The sequence below is a fragment of the Pedobacter sp. KBW06 genome (assembly GCF_003852525.1).
Taxonomy (GTDB): Bacteria; Bacteroidota; Bacteroidia; order Sphingobacteriales; family Sphingobacteriaceae; genus Pedobacter.
In genome coordinates this window covers 974,439-997,485 of sequence record NZ_QAJL01000003.1, presented here as the reverse complement: position 1 = coordinate 997,485, position 23,047 = coordinate 974,439, and the positions used below count along the sequence as shown (strand labels likewise).

Here is a 23,047-nt window from a genome sequence, read left to right as displayed (position 1 = left end):
CATGGCTGCTGATCAATTGGAATTTGAAGAAAGGGAAACCCTCTTCATAGAAGTCATCCTGCCCTTATCCCTGGCTAAAAATTACATTTACCGCGTTCCCTTCGACCTCAACGGGGAGGTTGCTGTAGGAAAACGGGTGGTGGTGCAATTCGGAAAAAATAAGATCTATACTGCATTAATCAAGAGCATTAGTAAAAATGCCCCCGAGGTTTATCAGGCAAAATATATCATCGATGTTGTTGATGATCATCCGGTCATTACCACTACCCAACTGGAGTTCTGGGACTGGATGACAGGTTATTACCTTTGTAATGAAGGTGAAGTGATGTCTGCGGCATTACCGGCCGGCTTAAAGCTGGCGAGTGAGACGATCATCGTTCTTAAAGAAGAATTTCCTCAGGATGGCGAAGTCTTAACCGCAAAGCAGGAAGTGCTGATCAATGCGTTAAAGATCCATAACCGCCTCACGATAGATCAGGTATCTGCACTGCTGGGACAGAAAACCGTGTATCCGATCATCAACACCTTACTGGATAAGGAAATGGTGTATATCGCTGAGGAAGTGGTAGAAAAATATAAGCCGTTGCTGAAGTCTTTTATCAGCCTTCATTCTTTTTATCATGAAGAAGAAAACCTGAAACAATTGTTTTCTGTGCTGGAACGTGCACCAAAACAGCTGAATGCTTTACTAACGTTTTTAAAGCTTTCTAAGCAACAAAGTCTGGTTCCTAAGCAACAACTTCTTGAAGAGAGCGATTGTGGCCAGGCTGCGCTTAAAACGCTGCTGGATAAAGAGATCTTTGTGGTAGAGAAGAGGCCGGTGAGCCGATTGAAAGAACAGGACGATGACTTCGTGATGAACTTTGAATTGAGTGAGACACAGGAGCAGGCACTGACGCAAATTGAAAACGAATTTGATCAAAAAGATGTGGTTTTACTGCATGGGGTAACGGCCTCGGGTAAAACACAGGTCTATATTAAACTCATTGAAAAGGCAATTGAAAAAGGCGGACAAGTCCTTTTCTTATTGCCGGAGATTGCCTTAACCACGCAGATTGTGGAACGTATTCAACGTTATTTTGGCGATGCGATTGGGGTATACCACTCTAAATTCAATAATAATGAAAGGGTAGAGATCTGGAATAAGGTCCTGAACGGGAAATACAGGGTGGTGCTGGGCGCACGTTCTGCCGTGTTTTTGCCTTTTCAGGATTTAAAACTGATAGTGGTGGACGAAGAGCATGAATCTTCTTATAAACAGCAGGAACCTGCACCACGTTATCAGGCAAGGGATGCTGCAGTATACCTTGCCTGGCTGCACAAAGCAAAAGTTGTTTTAGGCTCTGCAACACCTTCGATTGAAAGCTATTTTAATGCCTTGCACCAGAAATACGGATTGGTAACGATGAGCGAAAGGTTTGGAGGGGTGGAACTGCCTGTTCAGGAAGTCATCAGCATTGCGGAAGAAACCAAAAAGAAAAAAATGGTTTCCTATTTCTCCAATATTCTGGTTGATGAGATTGAGGCTACGCTAAAACTTAAGGAACAGGTAATCCTGTTTCAAAACCGGAGGGGCTATGCAACGATTCTCATCTGCGCAACCTGCGGTTATGCGCCTAAATGCGTGAACTGTGATGTGAGTCTTACCTATCATAAAACGAGCGGAAAGCTGCATTGTCATTATTGCGGCTATCACCAGAGCAGCATCAATGTTTGTCCGGCCTGCGGATCGGTACATATTGAACAGAAAGGCTTTGGAACGGAAAGGGTAGAAGAAGAGCTGAGCCTGATCTTTCCGGAAGCGAAGATATCCCGTTTGGATGTAGACAGTACCCGGACAAGGAATGGATTACAACAGATCATTTCCGACTTTCAGGAGAAAAAAACAGACATTCTGATCGGTACTCAAATGGTGGCGAAAGGATTGGATTTCGACAATGTAACGCTGATCGGAGTAATCAATGCAGATACGTTGTTGAATTATCCAGACTTCAGGGCATTCGAAAGGAGCTACCAGTTGCTGGCACAAGTAGCAGGAAGGGCCGGTAGAAGGGATAAACAGGGGAAAGTAGTCATTCAGGCTTATGACGACAAGCACCGGATCATTGCGCAGGTTATTGAGAACAAGTACCAGGAGATGTATACTGATGAAATCAGGGAGAGAAGGGAGTTTCATTATCCACCTTTTACCCGCATGATTTTTGTCAACATTAAGCATAAAGACATGAACCTGCTGAATGTTGCCGCCCAGCAGTTTGCAACTGCCTTAAGGGTACAACTGGGGAACCGGGTCCTTGGACCGGAGCAGCCTATGGTGGGCCGGATCAGGAATTATTACATCAAACAGATCATCATCAAAAGCGATAAAAATACGGCGATTACGAAAGTAAAATCGGTATTGAAGGAGGTTATTTTGCAATTTCAGTCGCAAAAGGACTATAGAAGTGCTATTGTTCAGGTAGATGTCGATCCATACTAGTTTTATAGCGATTGATACTGTGATGATTAGAATTTTGCCACCGATTATAGTTCAGGATTAGATTTCAAAAGCCTATTTTTGACGTAATGGCGTATAAGTTTGTAGATAATTACAGGGAGCGGGGAGCGAGAAAGAAATTGGTTGCTCATCTCGAAGGCAGAGGTATCACAGATCAAAATGTGTTGAATGCAATCGGGAAAGTACCCCGTCATTTTTTCTTTGATGAAACTTTCTGGAATCAGGCTTATAAAGACATTGCTTTCCCTATCGGAGACGGTCAAACGATTTCTCAGCCTTATACTGTTGCTTACCAAAGTGAATTGCTCCACATCAAAAAGGGAGATAAAGTATTGGAGATCGGTACAGGATCAGGATACCAAACCTGCATTTTAATGGAACTGGGTGCCAATGTATACACCATAGAACGTCAGGAAAGCATTTACAGACATACCATCCGTGTTTTACCGGGGATGGGCTATAATGCCAACTTTTTCTTTGGAGACGGTTCTAAGGGCATTGCAGAATATGCCCCTTACCATAAGATCATCGTTACTGCCGGTGCACCTTTTGTTCCGGAGATCCTGCTCAAACAATTGAAAATAGGAGGTATTCTCGTGATCCCTGTGGGAGATGAGCATAGCCAGAAAATGGTGACGGTCATCAGGGTAAGTGAAACGGATTACGAACGCATCGAGCTCGATACCTTCCGCTTCGTTCCTTTAGTAGGGGACCAGGCCTGGTAAGTTAAAACTTCATTGCCCGATCCATTTCTCTTTTGGATTCCCTGTCTTTAATGCTGTCCCTTTTGTCGAATTCCTTTTTACCCTGTGCCAATGCAATCTGGATTTTTGCAAAACCTCTTTCATTGGTATAGATCCTTAAAGGAACAATGGTATATCCCTTTTCCTCACTTTTCGCTTTCAGTTTCTTCAGCTCTTTCTTATGGAGCAGCAAAATACGGTCGCGCTTAATGTCGTGATGGTGAAAAGAGCTGTGGCTATATTCGGAAATGTGTAAATTTCTAACATAAAGAACCTCCCCTATGAACATGCAAAAGGCATCGGACATATTTGCTTTACCTTGTCTGATGGCTTTAATTTCGGTACCCAACAGGGCCAGTCCGGCATTAAACTCCTCAACAATATGGTAATCAAAGTAGGCTCTTTTATTTTTAATCTGGATATCGTTCTTCATCTGTAATTTATTGTTTTGGCTTCGAGGTAATTCATCCGTTGATGATGGTTCAAAGCAAATATCAAACCTAAACTAGGTTTAGGTTTGATAAGAATAGCGCTAATATCCGAAAGAAATAGGGATTTCTGAATTTTATCGGACAATTAATACCGGAATAGTTACTTTATGTCTTACAGAATTCACCGTTGTTCCTAAAATCAGGTCCTTTAAGCCCTGGTGTCCATGGGCACCCATTACGAGTAGTTCCAGGTTATTCTGTTTGCTGATTTCTACAATTGCCGTTACTGTCCCGCCATAACCAATATGTGCGGTAGCATTATAGCCCAGCTCTTTCAGGTTTGTACGGTATTTCTCCAGGTTCTCTGCATCACTTTGGGTCTCATAATCAAGGACTGATTTCCCGTGATACCTGGCTGCTGCGGTCTCTACAACGTGAATGAGGTAATAGCTGGCCTGTTTACCCCCCTGAAGGAGGGCATGACGGATGGTGTTTCTGTCATTTTTGGAAAAGTCAACAGTGATTCCGATTCTGGTATAACTGATTTTTTCTACGCTTTCTATATCCAGGGCATTTCCATGAGGGACATTGTTGTGCTCTTCTTTTCCAGCGCCCAGCAATGGATAAATGAATACATAAAGCAGGAGTAAACCGATGAGAATCGCTCCGGGGATGACAATCACGTATAAATACCAACCTCCCGAACTGGACCAGGTAGCAATTTCTTCTATCACAAGTTTTACGTTCAGGGCCACAATCAGCAGGGAACTGATCCAGGCAAGGACCTTTACCCATGGTTTTATGGCAAAGCCTTTCATGGTTTTCTTGTCCGAAGTAAAGTGAATCAGTGGGATTACGGCAAAACCCAGCTGTAAGCTGAGCACCACCTGACTTAGGATTAACAATCCACCTAAAGCACCATCACCAAAATAAAGAATGGTAAAGAAAGCCGGAATGATGGCCAGCAAACGGGTAATTAAACGGCGCAACCAGGGTTGAATTCTCAATTTCAAATGGCCTTCCATCACGATCTGCCCTGCCAGTGTTCCGGTTACTGTAGAGCTTTGTCCGGCGGCAATTAACGCAATCGCAAAGAGGGCAGGGGCTACATTCCCGAATATATTCTGAAGTAGTTTATGGGCATCCTGAATTTCTGCAACTTCGTGTAATCCATTTTTATAAAATGCCGCTGCGGCAAGAATTAAGATCGCTGCATTGACAAAAAATGCGAGGTTCAAGGCTACGGCAGTGTCAATAAAGTTAAATTTAATGGCTTCTTTAATGCCTTTCTGGTCCCGCTCAAACTTTCTGGTTTGTACGAGTGAAGAGTGCAGGTATAAGTTATGCGGCATCACTGTGGCACCGATAATCCCGATGGCAATGTATAAAGCGTCTCCTGATAACATGGAAGGCTCAAAACCTTTCACGATTTCTTTTAAAGAAGGTTCTACGATGAACATCTCCACCAAAAAGGAAAGGCCGACAATAAACACCATGGAAACAATAAATGCTTCCATTTTGCGCATTCCTTTGTTGAGCAGAAAGAGCAGTAAAACGGTGTCAAAAATGGTGACACTAATCCCCCAGATCAGTGGAAGACCGAATAAGAGCTGTAGACCAATGGCCATCCCGATGATCTCTGCAAGGTCGCAGGCAATGATAGCGGTCTGGGCCAGTCCAAAGAGGGGAATGTTAATCCATTTGGGATAGGCGTTTCTGGAAGCCTGTGCCAGATCGAGTCCGCGGACAATACCGAGTCTTGCGCTCAGCGACTGCAATAACAAAGCGATGAGGTTCGACATGAGTAAGATCCAGATCAGCTGATAACCAAATTTACTTCCTCCTGCAATGTCGGTTGCCCAGTTTCCCGGATCCATATAACCCACACTTACCAGGTATGCCGGGCCGATAAAAGATAAGATACGGCGCCATCCGGTCCGCTTGCTGGTGTCTACACTTTGATTTACTTCGCTTAGTGATTCGGAATGCTTCATATTAAATCCTGATGAGTATGTGTTTGGCTACTTCTCTGGTAACGCTGATCTTTTTGTCTTCGACGATGATTTCTACAGAACCGTCAAAATCTGTGATGGTGGTTAATGTTAATGTTTTCCCCAGGGTGAGCCCCAGTTTTTCAAGGTGTTTTAAAAATGCAGAAGAATGCTCACTGACCCCCATGATGAGGCCCTTTTCTCCGGTTTTAAGCTTACTGAGTCTGGTAAATGGAACGGCATCAAATTTCCCGTGTTTATCGGGAATCGGATCCCCATGAGGATCGTTTTTTGGAAAGGATAGAAATTCATCTAAACGTTCTACCAGCTCTGCCGAGTTGATGTGTTCCAGTTCTTCCGCAATGTCATGTACCTCATCCCATTTAAAATTTAGCTTTTCTACTAGAAAGACCTCCCAGAGGCGGTGCTTGCGCACAATATTAATGGCTGCCTGTTTTCCTGTCTCTGTTAAATGCACGCCCTGATACTTTTTATAAAGTACCAGCTTTTTATCAGCGAGTTTTTTAATCATGTCTGTTACTGAAGCAGCTTTGGTCTGCATTTTTTCTGCGATGGCATTGGTTTGTACAGCCTGGTCATTGTTTACCGATAAATGGTAGATGATTTTCAGATAGTTCTCTTCAGTGAATGATTGCATTTTTGTGTATCTAACTATATATTTAGACAAATCTAAAAAAATAAAGAGAAATAAACTATAAATTTTTATACGATTAATAGAATAAAATTTGGTGAATTACGCATTGATAGCCTACCTTTGACCATATTTTAAAATACAGATGGCAGCAGAATTAGATAAAACAGACTTTAAAATACTTAAATTACTACAGGAGAACGGTCGGATTACCAACTTACTTTTGTCTCAGGAGATTGGACTCTCTCCGGCACCAACTTTAGAGCGGGTGCGTAAACTGGAGATGTCTGGTTTTATAAAGAGTTACCATGCTTTGGTTGATGAAGAGAAACTGGGCTTAGGAATCAAAACTTTCATCCAGGTTCAACTGGACTTTCATAAGAACAATACCATTCAGATTTTTTTGGATGAGGTAAATGAGATTAAAGAGATTACAGAATGCCACCACGTAACCGGACAGGCAGATTTTCTGTTAAAGGTATATGTAAATGACATCAAAGCTTATGAGCGTTTGATCATGGATAAAATCAGTAAGATTTCTGTAGTAAAGACTTTTCAGACGATGATGATCATGTCTACCACCAAAAAAGAACCGATCGTTCCTTTGGAGTATTAAGCTTATTTTTCGGGAGACAGGGAATGTCCTTGTCCGGAGTAAAAACGGGGGTTGTTTTTAACAACCCCCGTTTTTATTTAGCTGATTTGCCAGTTAATCGGGGCTTTACCTTCCTCGATCAGCTTCGCATTTGTTTTTGAGAAGTGATTACTTCCAAAGAAACCATTGTAAGCCGAGAAAGGAGAGGGGTGAGCTGCCGTAAGAATGGTATGCTTACTGGTGTCAATAAGCGCAGCCTTGTTTTGTGCGTACCTTCCCCAAAGAATGAAGATGATACCTGTTCTCTGGGCAGACAATTCACTGATGATCTTATCCGTAAAAGTTTCCCAGCCTTTTCCCTGATGAGATCCCGCAGTTTGGGCCCTTACCGTCAAGGTGGCATTGAGTAACAAGACCCCCTGGTCTGCCCATTGGGTCAGATTGCCATGTGAAGGGATTTGAAAACCCGGAATATCTTCCAGTAGTTCTTTGTAAATGTTTTTTAAGGAAGGAGGGATGGTCATTCCTTTTTGTACTGAGAAGGATAAACCATGTGCCTGTCCGACACCATGGTATGGATCTTGTCCTAAGATCACAACCTTTACCTTGTCAAATGGTGTATGGTTAAGTGCATTGAAAATGTCTGCACCTTTAGGATAGATGGTATATCCATTTTCTTTTTCTTCCAGTAAGAATGCTTTTAAAGCTTTCATATATGCTTTATCAAACTCACCGTCCAGGGCTTCTACCCAGCTTTTATCTAAATCAACAGGCATAACGTTATTTTTTTGCTAAGATACTCAACATATCTTTTTCCAGGGTCTCCCTTGGCGATTCTATGATCCGGCCTATTTCTTCCCCATTTTCTGTGAAGATAAAAGTTGGCACGTGTAAAATGTTTAACTGGTCTATAAGGCCATTTTCCGCCTTTTTACTGCGGTCTACACAAATGAGCTCCGTTTCTTTTTCGGAGATTTCCAGTGCATCCAGAATTTTATAAAAATGAGGAACCTGCAAATGGCTGTCCCCACACCAGGTGCCCATCACAATGGTAATTTTCTTCCCTTTTAATAGTGGTTTTAAGGCTTTTAAGGTGGCCTTGTCAGGTTGATAGTTTGGATATTCCACATCATACCTGCTCTTCATTTCCGGAATGGTATTTAAGCCTTCCCTGGTACAGGTGTTGATCAATCCAAGTACATTCCCTGCATCATCCTGGATTTTCTTATTGATTTCTTGTGAATTGGCATTCATAGCAAATAGTAATAGTACGGCACTGATCAGTTTTTTCATGGTGATCTATTATTTTTTAATGGTTATGAAGCGATTATGATCTTATTATTTGCTTCGTTATGTGATCTGTAAGATCATGATGGTTTCATGGGATAAGGGCTTATAATGATCTGTAATCGCTTTCCATGTTTAAAGAGGTCAGCGCTCCTTCCTTTTTTTGTTGAAATTATAACTTTAAATCTACTTTTTGTTATATAAACACGATATTTGCAAAAAATAATTTAAAAGGAATATGCCAAATATAATTCGCCTTATTTTAGGTTTTGCAGTGTTAGGAGGGGCGATTGCCCTGATGGTCTTCGGTTTATGGGGATGGGGAATTTTAGCATTTTTCATAAGTATTTTAATCCTGGTGACTTATTTCTTCAACGAGAATATGCTGCTTGCGCAGTGGTACCTTAGAAAAGACAACATGCCTAAATCAGAAGTTTTTCTGAACAGAATTACCAATTATGAAAAACAACTGATCAGAACCCAACATGGTTACTATAACCTGTTGATTGGTTTGATTGAGTCCAGAAAAGCACCTATGGCTTCAGAGAAATACTTTAAGAAAGCACTTTCTTTAGGAATGACAATGGACCACAACATTGCATTGGCTAAACTAAGCCTTGCAGGAATTGCGATGGGAAAGAGAAACAAAAGAGAAGCGCAGATGTATCTGACAGAAGCGAAGAAAGCCGATAAGAATAAATTACTTGCTGATCAGATCAAACAAATGAAAGATCAGATGGGAATGATGGACAGACAACAACAAGTAAGATACAGATAACATCACAAAAAAATTCAGATAAAAAGCCACATGCAAATGTGGCTTTTTATTTTTCACTCAATCTGTCGAAATTCTCAATGCTGTCGCGCGTAGTTCTGCTGATGATGTCATCTTCCATATAATCCTTCTTTTTGCTGAAGAACAATTGTTCCGACTGAATCCTGGTGATCAGCTGACGGATTAAGGTCAGGTCAAAGGCTTCTTTGCTCAATTTGATGCAGTATTCTTTTTCTGTTATTTCTAAACTTGAACTGTTCATTTTTTCTATCATTTAAATATGTCTAAAAATAAAAAAGGCTTGCTACATTATTTGTAGCAAGCCTTTAAATTTTTGTTATCAGTTTGTTAAGAAAACCAGGCAGTTACGTCTTCTTTTGAAGGCATGGTTAATTCTAACTTCATTTTCTTGCGCATTCCTCCTAAATCATTGAAAACTTTATTCGGACTGGCAGCTTTCAGCTCTTCAATCGTATTGATATTCATCTTTCTGATCACCTGAACCCATTCTGCAGGGATTCCGGCATTGACGAAATCTTCATCAGTAGTAATTTTTGCTTTTTTCTCCGGTCTCATCTGAGGGAAGAACAATACTTCCTGAATGGTAGACTGGTTGGTCATCAGCATCACAAGTCTGTCAATTCCGATTCCCAAACCTGAGGTAGGAGGCATTCCGTATTCCAGGGCACGGATAAAGTCATCATCCATTGCCATCGCTTCGTCGTCACCTCTTGCAGCCAGTTTCAACTGATCTTCCAGACGTTCTTTCTGATCAATCGGATCGTTCAGCTCAGAGTAAGCATTGCCGATTTCTTTTCCGTTTACAAACAACTCGAATCTTTCTACCAGACCTTCTTTGCTTCTGTGTTTTTTAGCAAGAGGGGTCATTTCCAACGGATAATCCGTAATATAGGTAGGCTGGATCAGGTTGGCTTCCACTTTCTCACTGAACAACTCATCAATCAGTTTACCTCTGCCCATAGAAGCATCAACTTCAATGTTCAGGCTTTTACAAACGTCTTTGATTTCGTCTTCTGTCATGGCAGAAACATCAATACCAGTGTATTTCTGGATCGACTCATACATGGTCAGTTTTTCATAAGGACCTTCGAAGTTGATGGTATGTTTACCAACCTCGATGGTTGTCTTTCCATGAATGGCCAAAGCGATTTTCTCCAGACATTCTTCTACCATAGCCATCATCCAGATATAATCTTTATAAGCTACGTAGATCTCCATCGAAGTGAATTCCGGATTGTGCGTCCGGTCCATACCTTCATTTCTGAACATTTTACCGAACTCATATACCCCGTCGAAACCCGCAACGATTAACCTCTTAAGGTATAATTCGTTGGCAATACGAAGGTATAAGGGCATATCCAGGGTATTGTGATGAGTTGCGAAAGGACGCGCAGCAGCACCACCATGGATCGGCTGAAGGATTGGTGTTTCCACTTCCATCCATCCTTGTTCATCAAAATAGTTCCTCATGGTATTGATCACTTTGGAACGGTTGATGAAGATCTGTTTGAATCCAGGGTTTACGGTAAGATCCACATAACGCTGTCTGTAGCGCATTTCAGGATCAGTAAATCCATCGTAAATATTTCCTTCCTCATCACGTTTTACCACTGGTAAAGGTTTTAAGGATTTAGAGAGTAATTTGAATTCAGTAACGTGAAGGGAAATTTCTCCAGTCTGAGTGGTGAAAACATAACCTTTAACGCCGATAAAATCGCCAAGATCTAACAACTTCTTAAATACAGTATTGTACAAGGTCTTATCCTCATCTGGGCACAGATCGTCTCTTTTCAGATAAACCTGGATTCTGCCTGTGGAGTCTTGTAATTCTACGAAGGAAGCACTTCCCATAATTCTACGGGTCATGATACGACCTGCAATGCTGATATTCTTATAAGCTGTTTTATCTCTTTCGTAGTTAGCTAAAATATCTGCGGCATTAGCATTGATTTCAAATGCTTCGGCAGGGTAGGGATCGATCCCTAATTCACGGAGTTGATTTAGCGAATTTCTGCGCAATAACTCTTGTTCTGATAGTCCTGTACTCATATATGTGATCTGTCCGGCCTGAGGCCGGAAAATGTTTATTGTGTGATATTCAACACAAAATTCTGTGTTTAGGCAAAAATAGCGATTTGAAGTGTTTTATTCATATATGTATAATAATTATTATACGTGTAATGCGCTCAATTTTTCTAATTCAAATTTGAATTGAAAAAAAGCACCATACTCAATTTAATGATGATGGTGCCTTTTCGTTTATCTAAATACTAAAATATACCTGCGATAGCTGAGGGTATAAATTTGTGATATCGGAATGATTTTATTAATCCGCTTCCACAGACTCCGTATACATTTCATCAATGTTCGCTGCATACTTTTTCTCAATTACCTTTCTTTTTGCTTTCAGCGTTGGTGTCATTTCTCCATCTTCAATGCTGAAAGGGTTCCTTTTGATCTTGAAATTTTTAATGCGTTCAAATTTAGCGAGCTCATTTGATAACTTTTTGATGTCTTTTCCAATCCATTCCACAATCTCTTTATCTTCAATAAAAAGATCTGGCTGTTGAAAAAACGATTCGGGAAGTTTGAATTCTTCCTGCAGGTTTTCCTTATTGGGAATGATAAAGGCAGTCAGGTATTCTCTTTTATCACCAATCAGGAACAACTGATCAATTTTAAGGCTTTTGAGGTAGATGTTTTCTACCGGGGTAGGGTATACATTTTTACCATAAGCATTCACGATCATGTTTTTTAACCGGTCGGTAATTTGCAGGTTTCCGCTATAGAAACGGCCGATGTCTCCGGTATGGAACCAGTCATCCTTATCTATTGCTTCTGCAGTCTCTGCAGGTTTATTGAAATAGCCCTGCATTACACAATGTCCGCGAACGATGATTTCACCCTCTTCACATTCAAAATCTTCTTTAAAAGTTTCATGTGTCTGGATGCTCAGTATTTCTTTCGTTTCTATGTTTTGAATGCCAATTTCTATCCCTGGAATTACACGTCCTACGGTACCATATACCTGTCTGTGGTATTCTGTAACTGCCATTACCGGAGAAGTTTCCGTTAATCCGAATCCTTCCAGTACTTTGATGCCCAGGTTACCGAAAAACTCACCCACATTCTTCGGAAGTGCGGCACCACCGGAAAGCATGAATTTTAACCTTCCGCCGGTCTTTTCTTTGATCTTACTGAACACCAGTTTCTCGGCGATGGCTTTTTTACCGGATAATAGGATTCCCGGATTTTTGCCCGCTTCTTTCTGCCGGCGGTATTCTTGTCCGGTTTCCAATGCCCAAAGGAAGATTTTCGCTTTTAAGCCACCTTCTGCAGTACCGCTTTTAATGGCTTTATCATGAATTCTTTCCAGTAAACGGGGAACGCAACTCATGACTGTTGGTTTGATCTCTCCCATATTCTTAGCCAGCAATTCCAGGCTTTGTGCATAGGCGATCTTGCAGCCTTGTGCACAGCATACGTGATAGGTTGCCGTACGTTCAAATACGTGTGACAATGGCAGGAAGGAAAGGAAGGTTTCAGTCTCGTTAATTACCGTGATCTGCTCCAGACAGGCCCTTACATTTTCAACAAAATTGTAATGCGACAACATGACGCCTTTTGGCGTTCCTGTTGTGCCGGAAGTATAAATTAAGGAAGAAATATCCGAAGGGCGTAAAGCTGTACGCAAACGCGTGATTTCTGTTCTCTGTTCATCGCTCACCGGGGTTTCCAGCAGTTCAGAAAAAGGGACGATCTCCGTTCTCAGGTCTTCCGGTAAAGCAATCTTTTGATATTCGGCAAAAACCGGGATGATGTATTGTAGTTGCCTGCAGTTTGCGGCTATTTTAACTATTTTTTTATAGAGGAAGGGATTGCCGACCAATATGGCCCTGATTCCTGAATCGTTGATGATGTACTCTACCTCATGTTCGGACAGCGTAGGATAGATGGAGACGTTGATGGCACCAATCTGTTGAATGCCCTGATCGTAGTAGACATACTCAGGTGAGTTTTCGATCATCAAACCCATTCTGTCGCCTTTTACAATTCCTTTGTCCAGGAAAAAGGTAGCTACTGCATCCGCGTGTTCAAGTGTTTTCCCAAAAGAGATTTCTTCCCATTCTGTATTCTTCTTATGAATGAGAAAGGTTTCCTCTGGTTTATGGATATTTTCTACCACGTTTCTCAAGAGGCTTGGGACAGTAGAAAACTCATTGAATAATACCATGTTGATTTATTTTGTTTGATTGGAGGGACAATGATAAACTTTTTTCTTTGGAAATGAAAAAAGGGCACTATTGTGCCCTTTAAAATAAATAAGGTTTATCTTTTAAACAGAGAAGCTTTCGCCGCAACCGCAAGAGCGGCTTGCATTGGGATTATTGAAGTTAAATCCCTTTCCGTTTAAACCATCTGTAAAGTCAAGTTCAGTACCTGCAAGATATAGGAAGGATTTCATGTCTAATGCAATCCTGATCCCTCTGTCTTCAAAAAACTGGTCTCCGGCTTTCTCTTCGTTATCAAAATCTAAATTGTATGATAAACCAGAGCAGCCTCCACCTTTAACTGAGACACGCAAAAAATATTTTTCATCCAGATGCGAATCCTGCATCAGGTGATCAATTTTGCTTTTCGCTTTATCGGTTATCGTAATCATCTTTTTATAAATTTAATTTCAGGAATGATCGTTCAAATGGTATACCAAAACTAAAATCAGAATAGAAATTAGTGATGAGATTTAGGCATTGCAATCGGCTCCATACCGTTTTTAACACGGTAATCGTTGATTGCTGACTTGATCGCATCTTCTGCCAATACAGAACAATGGATTTTTACCGGAGGTAAAGCCAGTTCTTCCACGATATCCATGTTGTCAATAGTCAATGCTTCATCAACCGTTTTTCCTTTTAACCATTCTGTAGCTAAAGAAGAAGAAGCAATTGCAGATCCGCAACCAAAGGTTTTGAATTTTGCATCTGTAATTACATTGTTTTCATCTACTTCAATCTGCAGGCGCATTACGTCACCGCACTCAGGTGCACCAACTAATCCTGTTCCAACAGATTTGCTATCTTTATTTAAAGTACCAACGTTTCTTGGGTTGGTATAGTGTTCCATTACTTTCTCTGAGTATGCCATTTTGTTTTTTCCTCTAAATCCCCGGTTAGAGGGATTGATTTTAATGTTGTTTATTTAAGGGGAAAGCTTAGTGCTCCGCCCATTCAATTTTGCTTAAGTCAATTCCATCTTTAAACATTTCCCACAGCGGAGAAAGGTCTCTCAGGTGGTTTACTGCTTTTTTAGTGTTTTCAATCGCATAATCAATCTCTTCTTCAGTCGTAAAACGACCCAATCCGAAACGGATAGAAGAGTGTGCCAAATCATCCGAAAGACCTAAGCTTTTTAACACATATGAAGGCTCAAGTGAAGCAGAAGTACAAGCTGAACCCGAAGATACTGCAAGGTCTTTCATTGCCATCATCAGGCCTTCACCTTCTACATATTTAAAGGAGATATTTGCTACATGTGGTAAACGGTGTTCTACATTACCATTTACATAACTTTCTTCCATCTGGCTTAAAGATGCTTCCAGTTTATCTCTTAATTTAGATAAACGTTTTGCTTCTTCATCCATTTCAAGACGACAAAGCTCACATGCTTTACCCAAACCAACAATTCCCGGTACATTTAATGTTCCCGAACGCATGCCACGCTCATGACCACCACCATCAATCTGTGCAGTAACTTTAACCCTTGGGTTTTTACGACGTACATAAAGTACACCAACACCTTTAGGACCGTACATTTTGTGTGCAGAGAAAGCCATTAGGTCAATCCCGTCTGCATTTACATCTACAGGAATTTTTCCTACAGCCTGTGTCGCATCAGTCATGAATAAGGCACCGAATTTATGTGCAATTGCAGAGATTTCTTTAACCGGCTGAACCACACCGATCTCGTTGTTACCATACATGATGGTTACAAGGATCGTTTGTTCTGTCATTGCTGCTTCCAGTTCCTGAAGATCGATCAATCCGTCTTCTTTCACTTTCAGGTAAGTTACTTTAGCACCTAATTTCTCCAGGTGTTTACAAGTATCTAAAACAGCTTTATGCTCAGTAGTAGCGGTAATGATATGGTTACCTTTATCTGAGTACATTTCAAAAACCCCTTTGATACCTAAATTGTCTGCTTCTGTTGCACCTGAAGTAAAGATGATTTCTTTTTCAGTACAGCCAATTAGTTTTGCCGCTTGTTCACGTGCATAATCAACACCTTCTTCAGCAACCCATCCAAAAGCATGGTTCCGGCTGGCAGCATTACCAAATTTGCTGGTGAAATATGGTAGCATCGCTTCTAAAACCCTTGGATCAAGAGGAGTAGTCGCATTGTTATCTAAGTAAATAGGAAGTTCCATCGTATATATTTATTCTTATTAATACACAAAGGTACAAAAAAAGAATGCCAACAATTATAAATAATAGCTATGACCTTATAGTTAAAACACGCATTTTTACATTTTTCTAACCGTTTAATCAGAATATGAGGAAAATTGAGCATATAGGTATCGCTGTTAAGGACCTGGATTTATCCTGCGAACTTTACGAAAAGCTATTGAATACCGCTTGCTATAAAAAAGAGGAGGTGGCTTCCGAAGGGGTGAATACCGCCTTTTTTAAAACCGGGGAAAACAAGATTGAATTGTTGTCTGCCACAAATCCGGACAGCCCGATTGCAAAGTTCCTGGAAAAAAAAGGAGAGGGGATTCACCACATTGCTTTCGATGTGGAAGATATCCTGGCGGAAATGGAACGCCTCAGGGGAGCAGGTTTTGTCTTATTGAATGAGCAGCCTAAAAAAGGAGCAGACAATAAACTGGTTTGTTTCCTTCATCCAAAAGGAACAAACGGAGTACTGGTGGAGTTGTGTCAGGAAATAAAAGCGAAATAGTGGAGGACCTGAAATCATTAACGAGCATCATCAGCCGGGATTTTGAAATTGAAGATCTCTTATCAGAGGCCCTGTTAAGGGAAAGACTGGTCCAGGCATTTGCTTACCTGCTGGACAATGACATTTCCAAAATGATGAATATACTGTACCGTACAGATGTAAACGAAGATAAATTGAAAAAGCTATTGGTCAGTAATTCGGAGCTGCCTTCGGCTGAAGTCATCGCTGATGCCTATTTAACGCGGCAAAAAGAGAAAATCGAGACCCGGAAAAAGTATAGTAGATAATTTTTCCACACTTACTTGCTATTGAAAAATAATTTTAGGATATTTGCAACCTTAAAAATAAGCGAGAAATAAGGAAATATAATAATATATAAACATTATGAAAAAAGATCTGCATCCATCAAACTATAGATTTGTAGTATTTAAAGATATGTCAAATGAATATTCTTTTTTAACTAAATCTTGTGTAGATACTAAAGAATCAATTCAGTGGGAAGATGGTAACGAATATCCTCTTTACAAATTAGAGATTTCACACACTTCACACCCTTTCTATACTGGTAAAATGAAGTTGGTAGATACTGCTGGTCGTATCGATAAATTTAAAACTCGTTACGCTAAGAAGTAATTCCACCAAAAAAGGTAATTATTTTAAGTCCCGATGCTGTTGCTTCGGGACTTTTTTTATTTTTGTAGCTTATGACAATCAATTTATTTGATGATAATGCCTGGCTATCCCTTCGCCCGTTATCTTTCACAAGACCAGTGGCCGACCTTCGCGTTGGAATTTTAACCATCGCTCAAAAATGGGAAAAACACCTGGGGGCTACCGCCGGCTTTTATGCCCTTCCTTATCTTGCCCTTAAATATCCTGCTCAAAGCGGAGCTGATTTAGCCATTAATGGTGCAGTATGTCCTGATGCCGGTTTACTGGAAGCAATTGATAAGCTTCGTATGGGAGAGGTGCTGAAAAAACAGGACCTGGTAATTGCTTATCGCGGGGCAGCAGGAATGCAATTGGATCAGGCCCGGGATTTAACACCCGTGCTTTATGAAGAGGAACTAACCAGAATATACTATCCTGAAGATATTTTTAAAAATAACGACGGAGAGCTTAAGAAAGACTTTACCTTGCTGACCAAAGGCAGAACATCCCAGGCTTTAAGCCAAACCAATACCTTGCTGGGAGATGATATTTTTGTTGAAGAAGGCGGAGGTGCGGAGTGTTCCACATTTAACAGCCTGAGCGGACCTATATATATCGGTAAGAACAGTCAGGTTTGGGAAGGGACACACATCAGGGGATCTTTTGCCCTTTGTCATGATTCGCAGGTAAAGATGGGGGCCAAAATCTACGGACAAACCACCATCGGACCGTTCAGCAGGGTAGGCGGAGAGATCAACAATGCAGTGATCTGGGGTTACTCCGGAAAGGGCCACGAAGGTTATCTGGGGAATTCCGTACTGGGCCAATGGTGTAACATCGGTGCCGATACGAATAACTCTAACCTGAAGAACAATTATGCTGAAGTGAAACTTTGGGACTATGCCGGAGAAAGCTTTCGTAAAACAGGATTACAGTTTTGCGGGATGATCATGGCTGATCATGTGAAATGCGGGATCAATACGATGTTTAATACCGGAACTGTAGTAGGCGTAGGTGCCAATGTCTTTGGTTCCGGGTTCCCGAGGAATTTTATCCCTGACTTTGCCTGGGGCGGAGCCCATGGCTTTGAAACCTATCAGCTGGATAAAATGTTCGAGACCACAGAAAAAGTGTTTGAACGTAGAAAAACTGCGTTTGACGAAGTAGAGAAAAATATTTTAAGAGAAGTTTTTGAGCAGACTCAAGCTTACAGAACTTCTGATAATAATTAGAAAAACCAGCAGGAGCCGGGGATATTTGATCCCTTCATCCCTGCTAAAACAATAAACATATGACCAGAAAAAAAATTGTTGCCGGAAATTGGAAAATGAACCTGGATTATGCCGAAGGCGTATCCTTGTTTTCAGAGATTGTAAATATGGTAAGAGATGAGAAAAAAGGGGATCAAATCGCCATCATCTGCTCACCTTACCTACATTTAAACAGTCTGGCAAAACTAGGTGGCGAAACGGTTAAGATTGGTGCTCAGAACTGCCATCAGAATGAAAGCGGTGCTTTTACAGGAGAGATCTCTGCAAAGATGATCAAATCTGTAGGCGCAGAATATGTGATCGTTGGTCACTCTGAAAGACGTCAGTATTTCGCAGAAAGCGATGAGTTGCTGGCACAAAAAACAGTGATCGCTTTGAAAAATAACCTGACACCGATTTTCTGTATCGGAGAGACTTTAGACGAAAGAAATAACGGAAGTTATTTTGAAGTCCTTAAATCTCAGCTTGAGCATGGTATTTTTGGATTGGATGCAGCAGATTTCGCTAAACTGGTGATCGCTTATGAACCAGTATGGGCCATCGGTACGGGCTTAACTGCAACTTCAGATCAGGCTCAGGAAGTTCATGCTTATATCCGTAAGGAAATTGCTGCCAAATATGGTCAGGAGATTGCAGATGCGACTTCTATCCTTTACGGTGGTAGTGCCAACCCTAAAAATGCAGCGGAATTGTTCGCTCAGCCTGATATCGATGGTGGCCTGATTGGTGGTGCCTCATTGAAATCCAGAGATTTTGTAGATATCGTTAAAACTTTCAATTCTTAATGCAGTACATACAGGTAACATTCAGCTTTACAGCGATAGCAGAATATCAGCAGGATTTGCTGATCAGTGATCTGGCGGAAATTGGCTACAATACATTTGAAGATACTGAAAATGGATTTGCGGCATTTATTGATTTCGATAGTTATAAAAAGGAGGACCTTGGCGATGTTTTAGCCAGGTATGAAGGGGAATTTGAATCGAATTACACCATCACAGAAATTGCTGCGGAGAACTGGAACGAAGAATGGGAAAAGAATTTTGAACCCCTGATCATCGACGATCAATGTTATGTCAGGGCAACTTTTCACCAGGCACAGCCTCAGTATCAGTATGAGATTGTGATCGATCCTAAAATGGCTTTCGGAACAGGGCACCATCAGACCACTACGATGATGATGCAGTATATCCTGTCGACAGACGTTGCGGGAAAGACCGTTCTTGACATGGGTTGCGGAACAGGGATTCTGGCCATCCTTGCTTCAAAAAAAGGCGCATCATCATTGGTTGCGATAGACAATGATGAGGTGTGTTACCAGAGTACTTTAGAAAATTCAGCCTTAAATCAGATCAGCAACATTACCGCTGCCTGTGGTGGAAAGGAAACGATCCCTGCACAGCCTTTTGAAGTGATCCTTGCCAATATCAACAGGAACATCCTGCTTGATCAGATCGGGGTATACGCTTCAGTGCTGACTGCCGGTGGGAGTATTTTCTTCAGCGGATTCTATGAATCTCCGGACCTGGATATGATCAAGGCAGAATGTGAGAAATTCCAGATCAGGTATATCGATCATAAAAAGATTGGAGAATGGGTTGCTGCCCGCTTTAAAAAAGATTAATACCGCTCCGGCGGTATAATTTATTCATCATTATCATAGACATATGCGCGTACATTTTATAGCTATCGGTGGTAGTGCCATGCACAATCTTGCCATTGCATTACATAAAAAAGGATATCAGGTAACGGGATCTGATGACGTTATTTTTGAACCTTCTGTAAGCAGGCTTGCCGGACATGGCATCCTGCCCGAAAAAATGGGATGGGATGCCGCTAGAATTACCACTGATTTGGATGTGGTGATTTTAGGGATGCACGCTTTGCTGGATAACCCGGAGCTATTGAAGGCCCAGGAACTTGGACTGAAGATCTACTCTTATCCGGAATACATTTACGAGCAGACGAAAGACAAGCTGAGGGTGGTTATCGGGGGGAGTCATGGAAAGACAACGATCACTTCCATGATCCTGCATGTATTGAATTATTATAACCGGGATTTTGATTACCTGGTGGGTGCACAGCTGGCTGGTTTTGACACCATGGTGAAGGTTACCGATTCAGCACCACTGATCATTATTGAGGGGGATGAATACCTGGCTTCTCCGATAGACCGCAGGCCGAAATTTCATTTGTACAAGGCAAATATCGGTGTGATCAGCGGAATCGCCTGGGACCACATCAATGTATTCCCTACATTCGAAGATTATACCCATCAGTTTGACTTGTTTATCGATACGATTCAGCCGGGCGGGAAATTAATTTATTGCGCTGCAGACGAAGATTTAAATAAAATGGTCTTGAAATCAAAGGCCGCGATAGAAAAAATAGGTTACGAAATTCCTCAGCATGAGGTGAAAGACGGTATAACTTCCCTGTTGCCCGACCACACTGTTTTAAATGTCTTTGGAAATCATAACTTAATGAACCTCAACGCCGCCAGGTTGGTTTGTAATGCTTTGGCTGTAAATGATGAGCAGTTTAATCAGGCGATTTCTTCCTTTACAGGAGCAGCGAAAAGGCTGGAACTGCTGAGTAAAACAGAGAAGACAAATGTCTATAAAGATTTTGCACACTCGCCTTCAAAGTTGAAAGCGACCATTCAGGCGGTGAAAACTCAATTTACTGAAAGGAAATTGGTGGCGTGTATAGAGTTACATACATTTAGCAGTTTGAATAAAGATTTTTTAGCACAGTATGCAGGTACAATGGACGAAGCAGACCATGCAATTGTATATATTGATGAAAAAACTTTTGAGCATAAAAAGATTAAACCTTTTAGCAAATCTGAGGTTCAAATGGCGTTTCAAAGTAAGGAATTGCAGTTTTTTAATAATTCTGATGCGCTTAAAGATTACTTATTAGGGTTGAATTTTGTTGGTACTAACTTATTGTTAATGAGCTCCGGAAATTTTGGTGGACTGGATTTAGTGAAATTGGCACGCGAGTTGAATACAAAATAAAATAAAGTACTAACTATAATAATACACCTAAATTAATCACATGAATATCATTGGAAAAAACATTAGACAATTACGCCAGAAAAATGGCTGGAGCCAAGGGGAAGTGGCTAAACGTCTAAATATTTCTATTCCTGCCTTTTCTAAAATTGAAACAGGTATCACAGATATTAACATCTCAAGATTAGAACAGATTGCGAACCTGTTTGCAGTCTCCACTATGGATATTATCTCTAAAGAGGGAGAAAATCCTCAGTCGCTTAATTTTGAAGAAATCAATAGCCTGAAAGATAAACTTTCTTTGAGAGAAGAAGAGATCATCAAACTTCAGAAGAAGGTGATTGACCTTTATGAAGAAATCAGAGAAAAATAATTCTTTTTAGAAGATTTTACGAAGTGTCAGGTGTCGCTTACCAAAGGTGGCACCTGTTGCTTCATGAATAGAAAGCATTTTGTCGTTAAAATCTCCTACCCAGGAAAGCTCAAGTTCATCATACTGATTTAAAGGCAATACATATTCCTTTAGCTTAATGAACAATGCGGATTCCAGTCCGTGTTTCTGATAAGCTTTTTTAGTTCCCATCACAATCGCACGCATCCTGTTCACCCCAACCCAACGTTTGTAAAGGAAGGTCAGTTTTTCAATCAGTCCCAGTTTTCCGTTAAAACCTTTGATCATCTGATTGGCATCCGGGATGATCACTACAAAGGATGCAGGTTCCCCGTTGATGTAGGCAAACCAGATCAGCTTTTCGTCCATGATGGCTTCCATCTTTTTAAAACTCTCTTCCAGCGTTTCTTTTTTGATCGGTACAAAGTTTTCAAAATCCTGCCATCCATCATTGTAAATGTCCATCAGGTCCTGCACGTACTTTGCCGAATTTTTCTTGGAAAAATGCTCAAAAGTATAACCCGGCTTATTGGCTACCCAGTTGGCGATTTTGGTAAAGCGCTCCGGGAAAGGTTTCCTGACTGCCAGGTGGTTGGTGATTTGCTCATAGGCGGTCTTAAATCCATAATCTTCAAAAAAGCGGCGATAGTATGCATGATTGTAATTCATGCCGTAAGAAGGGGGTGTAAAGCCTTCTACGAGCAATCCCCAGAAGGAATCATTCTCCCCGAAATTGATCGGGCCGTCCATGGCTTTCATTCCCTGTTCCTGCAACCAGGCTTCTGCCGTATCAAACAGCAGGAAAGCTGCTGTTTTGTTGTCGGTACATTCAAAGAAACCCATGCCGCCGGTAGGTTGTTCATATTGATGGGCTTTCTTTTCATTGATAAAGGCAGCCACCCGGCCGATGGTCTTTCCGGTTTCGTCATTTAAGATCCAGCGTTTACAGGTACCGTGTTTAAAGAAGGGATTTTTTGCTGCATCGAAGATCTGTTCAATGTCCGCATCCAGCGGACAGATCCAGTTGGGATCATCTTTATATAGAAAACGGGCAACGTTTAAAAAATCTCTTTTTGTCTTTGAATCGGATACTGCTATAATCTGCATGTGCTGAGCTGGAATTAAAATAAAAAGCATCCCGTGGAGGATGCTTAGAAAATCATTATGTTCTACCTGTTAATAGTCGTCGTCATCATCATCACTGAAGTTGTCGAAGGTATCCAGGTCATCTAAAGGCATGTCAAAATCGTCATCTTCATCATCCTGATATGACTTCTTTTTACTGGTTTCTTCACTTGAATCATCCATCTCAGTTTCAGGGTCAACTAAAGGGCTTTTGTTAATCGGTGTTTTTGGAGTTTTCATTACAAAAAAAATAAATTCAGTAAGGTTTTTATTGGTACGTTAAAAATACAAAAAATCTTTTTAAATATAAACAAAGCTGTTTTAATTGATTTTTTGGTGCATCAAAATTAGTATAAAAAACTTTTATGAGAAGAGTTATTTAAAAATAAATAGCAGATTTATTTTGAGCAGTGGAAAGGAGCGGAGCGGGCAAAAAAAAATGGTAAAGTTTGAGGCTTTACCATTTTTTAACACACAAATGAAACCTGAATTGAGATATAGTTTTAGGTTAGGTAAAATATCTTTGATCAATTCTATAAGAACGCTTTTTACAAACTATGTTTGTTTTAATATCTATAACAAGTTTAATGCAAATTTCAGCAGGATTAATATAGAATTAGTAAGTGGTATATATAATTGA

Annotated in this window: 25 protein-coding genes; 12 read left to right on the top strand and 13 right to left on the bottom strand. The window is 40.8% G+C overall.

The annotated features are described in order from the left end of the window. The first annotated feature begins 1 nt into the window (after position 1). Complete coding sequence (gene priA / locus DBR43_RS18950) at positions 2-2,479, top strand: primosomal protein N' (RefSeq protein WP_124583631.1); 2,478 nt, start codon at positions 2-4, stop codon at positions 2,477-2,479. Between the two features lie 86 nt (positions 2,480-2,565). Then, entirely contained in the window at positions 2,566-3,222 is a 657-nt protein-coding gene (locus DBR43_RS18945; RefSeq protein ID WP_124583628.1) for a protein-L-isoaspartate(D-aspartate) O-methyltransferase, read from the top strand. A gap of 1 nt (position 3,223) precedes the next feature. On the opposite strand, the gene smpB is transcribed toward DBR43_RS18945, so the two are convergent. The 3 genes from smpB to DBR43_RS18930 all read right to left on the bottom strand — a co-directional run bounded on the left by smpB (position 3,224) and on the right by DBR43_RS18930 (position 6,320). Beyond that, on the bottom strand, positions 3,224-3,673 hold the full coding sequence (gene smpB / locus DBR43_RS18940) for an SsrA-binding protein SmpB (RefSeq protein WP_073233891.1): 450 nt from the start codon (positions 3,671-3,673) through the stop codon (positions 3,224-3,226). Positions 3,674-3,805: 132 nt separating this feature from the next. Then, positions 3,806-5,665, bottom strand: a complete 1,860-nt coding sequence (locus DBR43_RS18935; RefSeq protein ID WP_124583626.1) for an Nramp family divalent metal transporter — start codon at positions 5,663-5,665, stop codon at positions 3,806-3,808. A 1-nt stretch (position 5,666) separates the two neighbouring features. Next, entirely contained in the window at positions 5,667-6,320 is a 654-nt protein-coding gene (locus tag DBR43_RS18930) for a metal-dependent transcriptional regulator (protein WP_124583624.1), read from the bottom strand. 139 nt (positions 6,321-6,459) lie between these two features. On the opposite strand from DBR43_RS18930, the gene DBR43_RS18925 reads away from it, so the two are divergent. Next, positions 6,460-6,930: an Lrp/AsnC family transcriptional regulator gene (locus DBR43_RS18925; RefSeq protein WP_124583622.1), complete on the top strand. Its 471-nt coding sequence runs from the start codon at positions 6,460-6,462 to the stop codon at positions 6,928-6,930. A gap of 77 nt (positions 6,931-7,007) precedes the next feature. Here the strand turns inward: DBR43_RS18925 and ung are convergent, their stop codons facing one another. Then, positions 7,008-7,685, bottom strand: coding sequence for a uracil-DNA glycosylase (gene ung / locus DBR43_RS18920; protein ID WP_124583620.1), 678 nt, complete (start codon positions 7,683-7,685; stop codon positions 7,008-7,010). Positions 7,686-7,689: 4 nt separating this feature from the next. Further along, positions 7,690-8,202 carry a thioredoxin family protein gene (locus DBR43_RS18915; RefSeq protein ID WP_124583618.1) on the bottom strand — a complete coding sequence of 171 codons (513 nt, stop codon included), beginning with the start codon at positions 8,200-8,202 and terminating at the stop codon, positions 7,690-7,692. Positions 8,203-8,434: 232 nt separating this feature from the next. Here DBR43_RS18915 and DBR43_RS18910 point away from each other — a divergent pair, with 232 nt between their 5' ends. Continuing rightward, on the top strand, positions 8,435-8,974 hold the full coding sequence (locus DBR43_RS18910) for a DUF2892 domain-containing protein (protein ID WP_124583616.1): 540 nt from the start codon (positions 8,435-8,437) through the stop codon (positions 8,972-8,974). 46 nt (positions 8,975-9,020) lie between these two features. On the opposite strand, the gene DBR43_RS18905 is transcribed toward DBR43_RS18910, so the two are convergent. From DBR43_RS18905 to DBR43_RS18880, 6 genes are all read right to left on the bottom strand, one after another. Further along, a complete protein-coding gene (locus tag DBR43_RS18905; protein WP_074606884.1) occupies positions 9,021-9,233 on the bottom strand; it encodes a hypothetical protein in 213 nt (70 codons plus the stop codon). 86 nt (positions 9,234-9,319) lie between these two features. Further along, complete coding sequence (gene lysS / locus DBR43_RS18900) at positions 9,320-11,041, bottom strand: lysine--tRNA ligase (protein ID WP_124583614.1); 1,722 nt, start codon at positions 11,039-11,041, stop codon at positions 9,320-9,322. A gap of 277 nt (positions 11,042-11,318) precedes the next feature. Then, positions 11,319-13,226, bottom strand: a complete 1,908-nt coding sequence (locus DBR43_RS18895) for an AMP-dependent synthetase/ligase (RefSeq protein WP_124583612.1) — start codon at positions 13,224-13,226, stop codon at positions 11,319-11,321. 102 nt (positions 13,227-13,328) lie between these two features. Continuing rightward, on the bottom strand, positions 13,329-13,655 hold the full coding sequence (locus DBR43_RS18890; protein ID WP_074605779.1) for a HesB/IscA family protein: 327 nt from the start codon (positions 13,653-13,655) through the stop codon (positions 13,329-13,331). 68 nt (positions 13,656-13,723) lie between these two features. Further along, the gene (gene iscU / locus DBR43_RS18885) at positions 13,724-14,137 is read right to left on the bottom strand and encodes a Fe-S cluster assembly scaffold IscU (RefSeq protein WP_037445199.1); all 414 of its coding nucleotides are present in this window, start codon (positions 14,135-14,137) and stop codon (positions 13,724-13,726) included. A gap of 67 nt (positions 14,138-14,204) precedes the next feature. Further along, on the bottom strand, positions 14,205-15,416 hold the full coding sequence (locus DBR43_RS18880) for an IscS subfamily cysteine desulfurase (RefSeq protein ID WP_124583610.1): 1,212 nt from the start codon (positions 15,414-15,416) through the stop codon (positions 14,205-14,207). A gap of 125 nt (positions 15,417-15,541) precedes the next feature. Here DBR43_RS18880 and mce point away from each other — a divergent pair, with 125 nt between their 5' ends. The 8 genes from mce to DBR43_RS18840 all read left to right on the top strand — a co-directional run bounded on the left by mce (position 15,542) and on the right by DBR43_RS18840 (position 21,264). Beyond that, complete coding sequence (mce, locus tag DBR43_RS18875; RefSeq protein WP_124583608.1) at positions 15,542-15,949, top strand: methylmalonyl-CoA epimerase; 408 nt, start codon at positions 15,542-15,544, stop codon at positions 15,947-15,949. Then, positions 15,949-16,236: a hypothetical protein gene (locus tag DBR43_RS18870; protein WP_124583606.1), complete on the top strand. Its 288-nt coding sequence runs from the start codon at positions 15,949-15,951 to the stop codon at positions 16,234-16,236. The genes mce and DBR43_RS18870 overlap by 1 nt, the downstream gene beginning before the upstream one ends. 97 nt (positions 16,237-16,333) lie before the next feature. Continuing rightward, positions 16,334-16,582 carry a type B 50S ribosomal protein L31 gene (locus DBR43_RS18865; protein WP_069377557.1) on the top strand — a complete coding sequence of 83 codons (249 nt, stop codon included), beginning with the start codon at positions 16,334-16,336 and terminating at the stop codon, positions 16,580-16,582. A 71-nt stretch (positions 16,583-16,653) separates the two neighbouring features. Beyond that, entirely contained in the window at positions 16,654-17,832 is a 1,179-nt protein-coding gene (locus tag DBR43_RS18860) for a GlmU family protein (protein ID WP_124583603.1), read from the top strand. A 59-nt stretch (positions 17,833-17,891) separates the two neighbouring features. After that, positions 17,892-18,656 (top strand): triose-phosphate isomerase, encoded by a 765-nt coding sequence (tpiA, locus tag DBR43_RS18855; protein WP_124583602.1) that lies wholly within the window; start codon positions 17,892-17,894, stop codon positions 18,654-18,656. After that, the gene (prmA, locus tag DBR43_RS18850; protein WP_124583600.1) at positions 18,656-19,495 is read left to right on the top strand and encodes a 50S ribosomal protein L11 methyltransferase; all 840 of its coding nucleotides are present in this window, start codon (positions 18,656-18,658) and stop codon (positions 19,493-19,495) included. Before tpiA ends, prmA begins: the two co-directional genes overlap by 1 nt. Positions 19,496-19,538: 43 nt before the next feature. After that, on the top strand, positions 19,539-20,894 hold the full coding sequence (locus DBR43_RS18845; RefSeq protein WP_124583598.1) for a UDP-N-acetylmuramate--L-alanine ligase: 1,356 nt from the start codon (positions 19,539-19,541) through the stop codon (positions 20,892-20,894). Between the two features lie 40 nt (positions 20,895-20,934). After that, complete coding sequence (locus tag DBR43_RS18840; RefSeq protein WP_073232843.1) at positions 20,935-21,264, top strand: helix-turn-helix domain-containing protein; 330 nt, start codon at positions 20,935-20,937, stop codon at positions 21,262-21,264. 6 nt (positions 21,265-21,270) lie between these two features. Here the strand turns inward: DBR43_RS18840 and DBR43_RS18835 are convergent, their stop codons facing one another. Both DBR43_RS18835 and DBR43_RS18830 read right to left on the bottom strand, forming a co-directional pair. Next, positions 21,271-22,389, bottom strand: a complete 1,119-nt coding sequence (locus DBR43_RS18835; RefSeq protein ID WP_124583596.1) for a GNAT family N-acetyltransferase — start codon at positions 22,387-22,389, stop codon at positions 21,271-21,273. A 69-nt stretch (positions 22,390-22,458) separates the two neighbouring features. Beyond that, complete coding sequence (locus tag DBR43_RS18830; RefSeq protein WP_124583594.1) at positions 22,459-22,647, bottom strand: hypothetical protein; 189 nt, start codon at positions 22,645-22,647, stop codon at positions 22,459-22,461. Between the last annotated feature and the right edge of the window lie 400 nt (positions 22,648-23,047).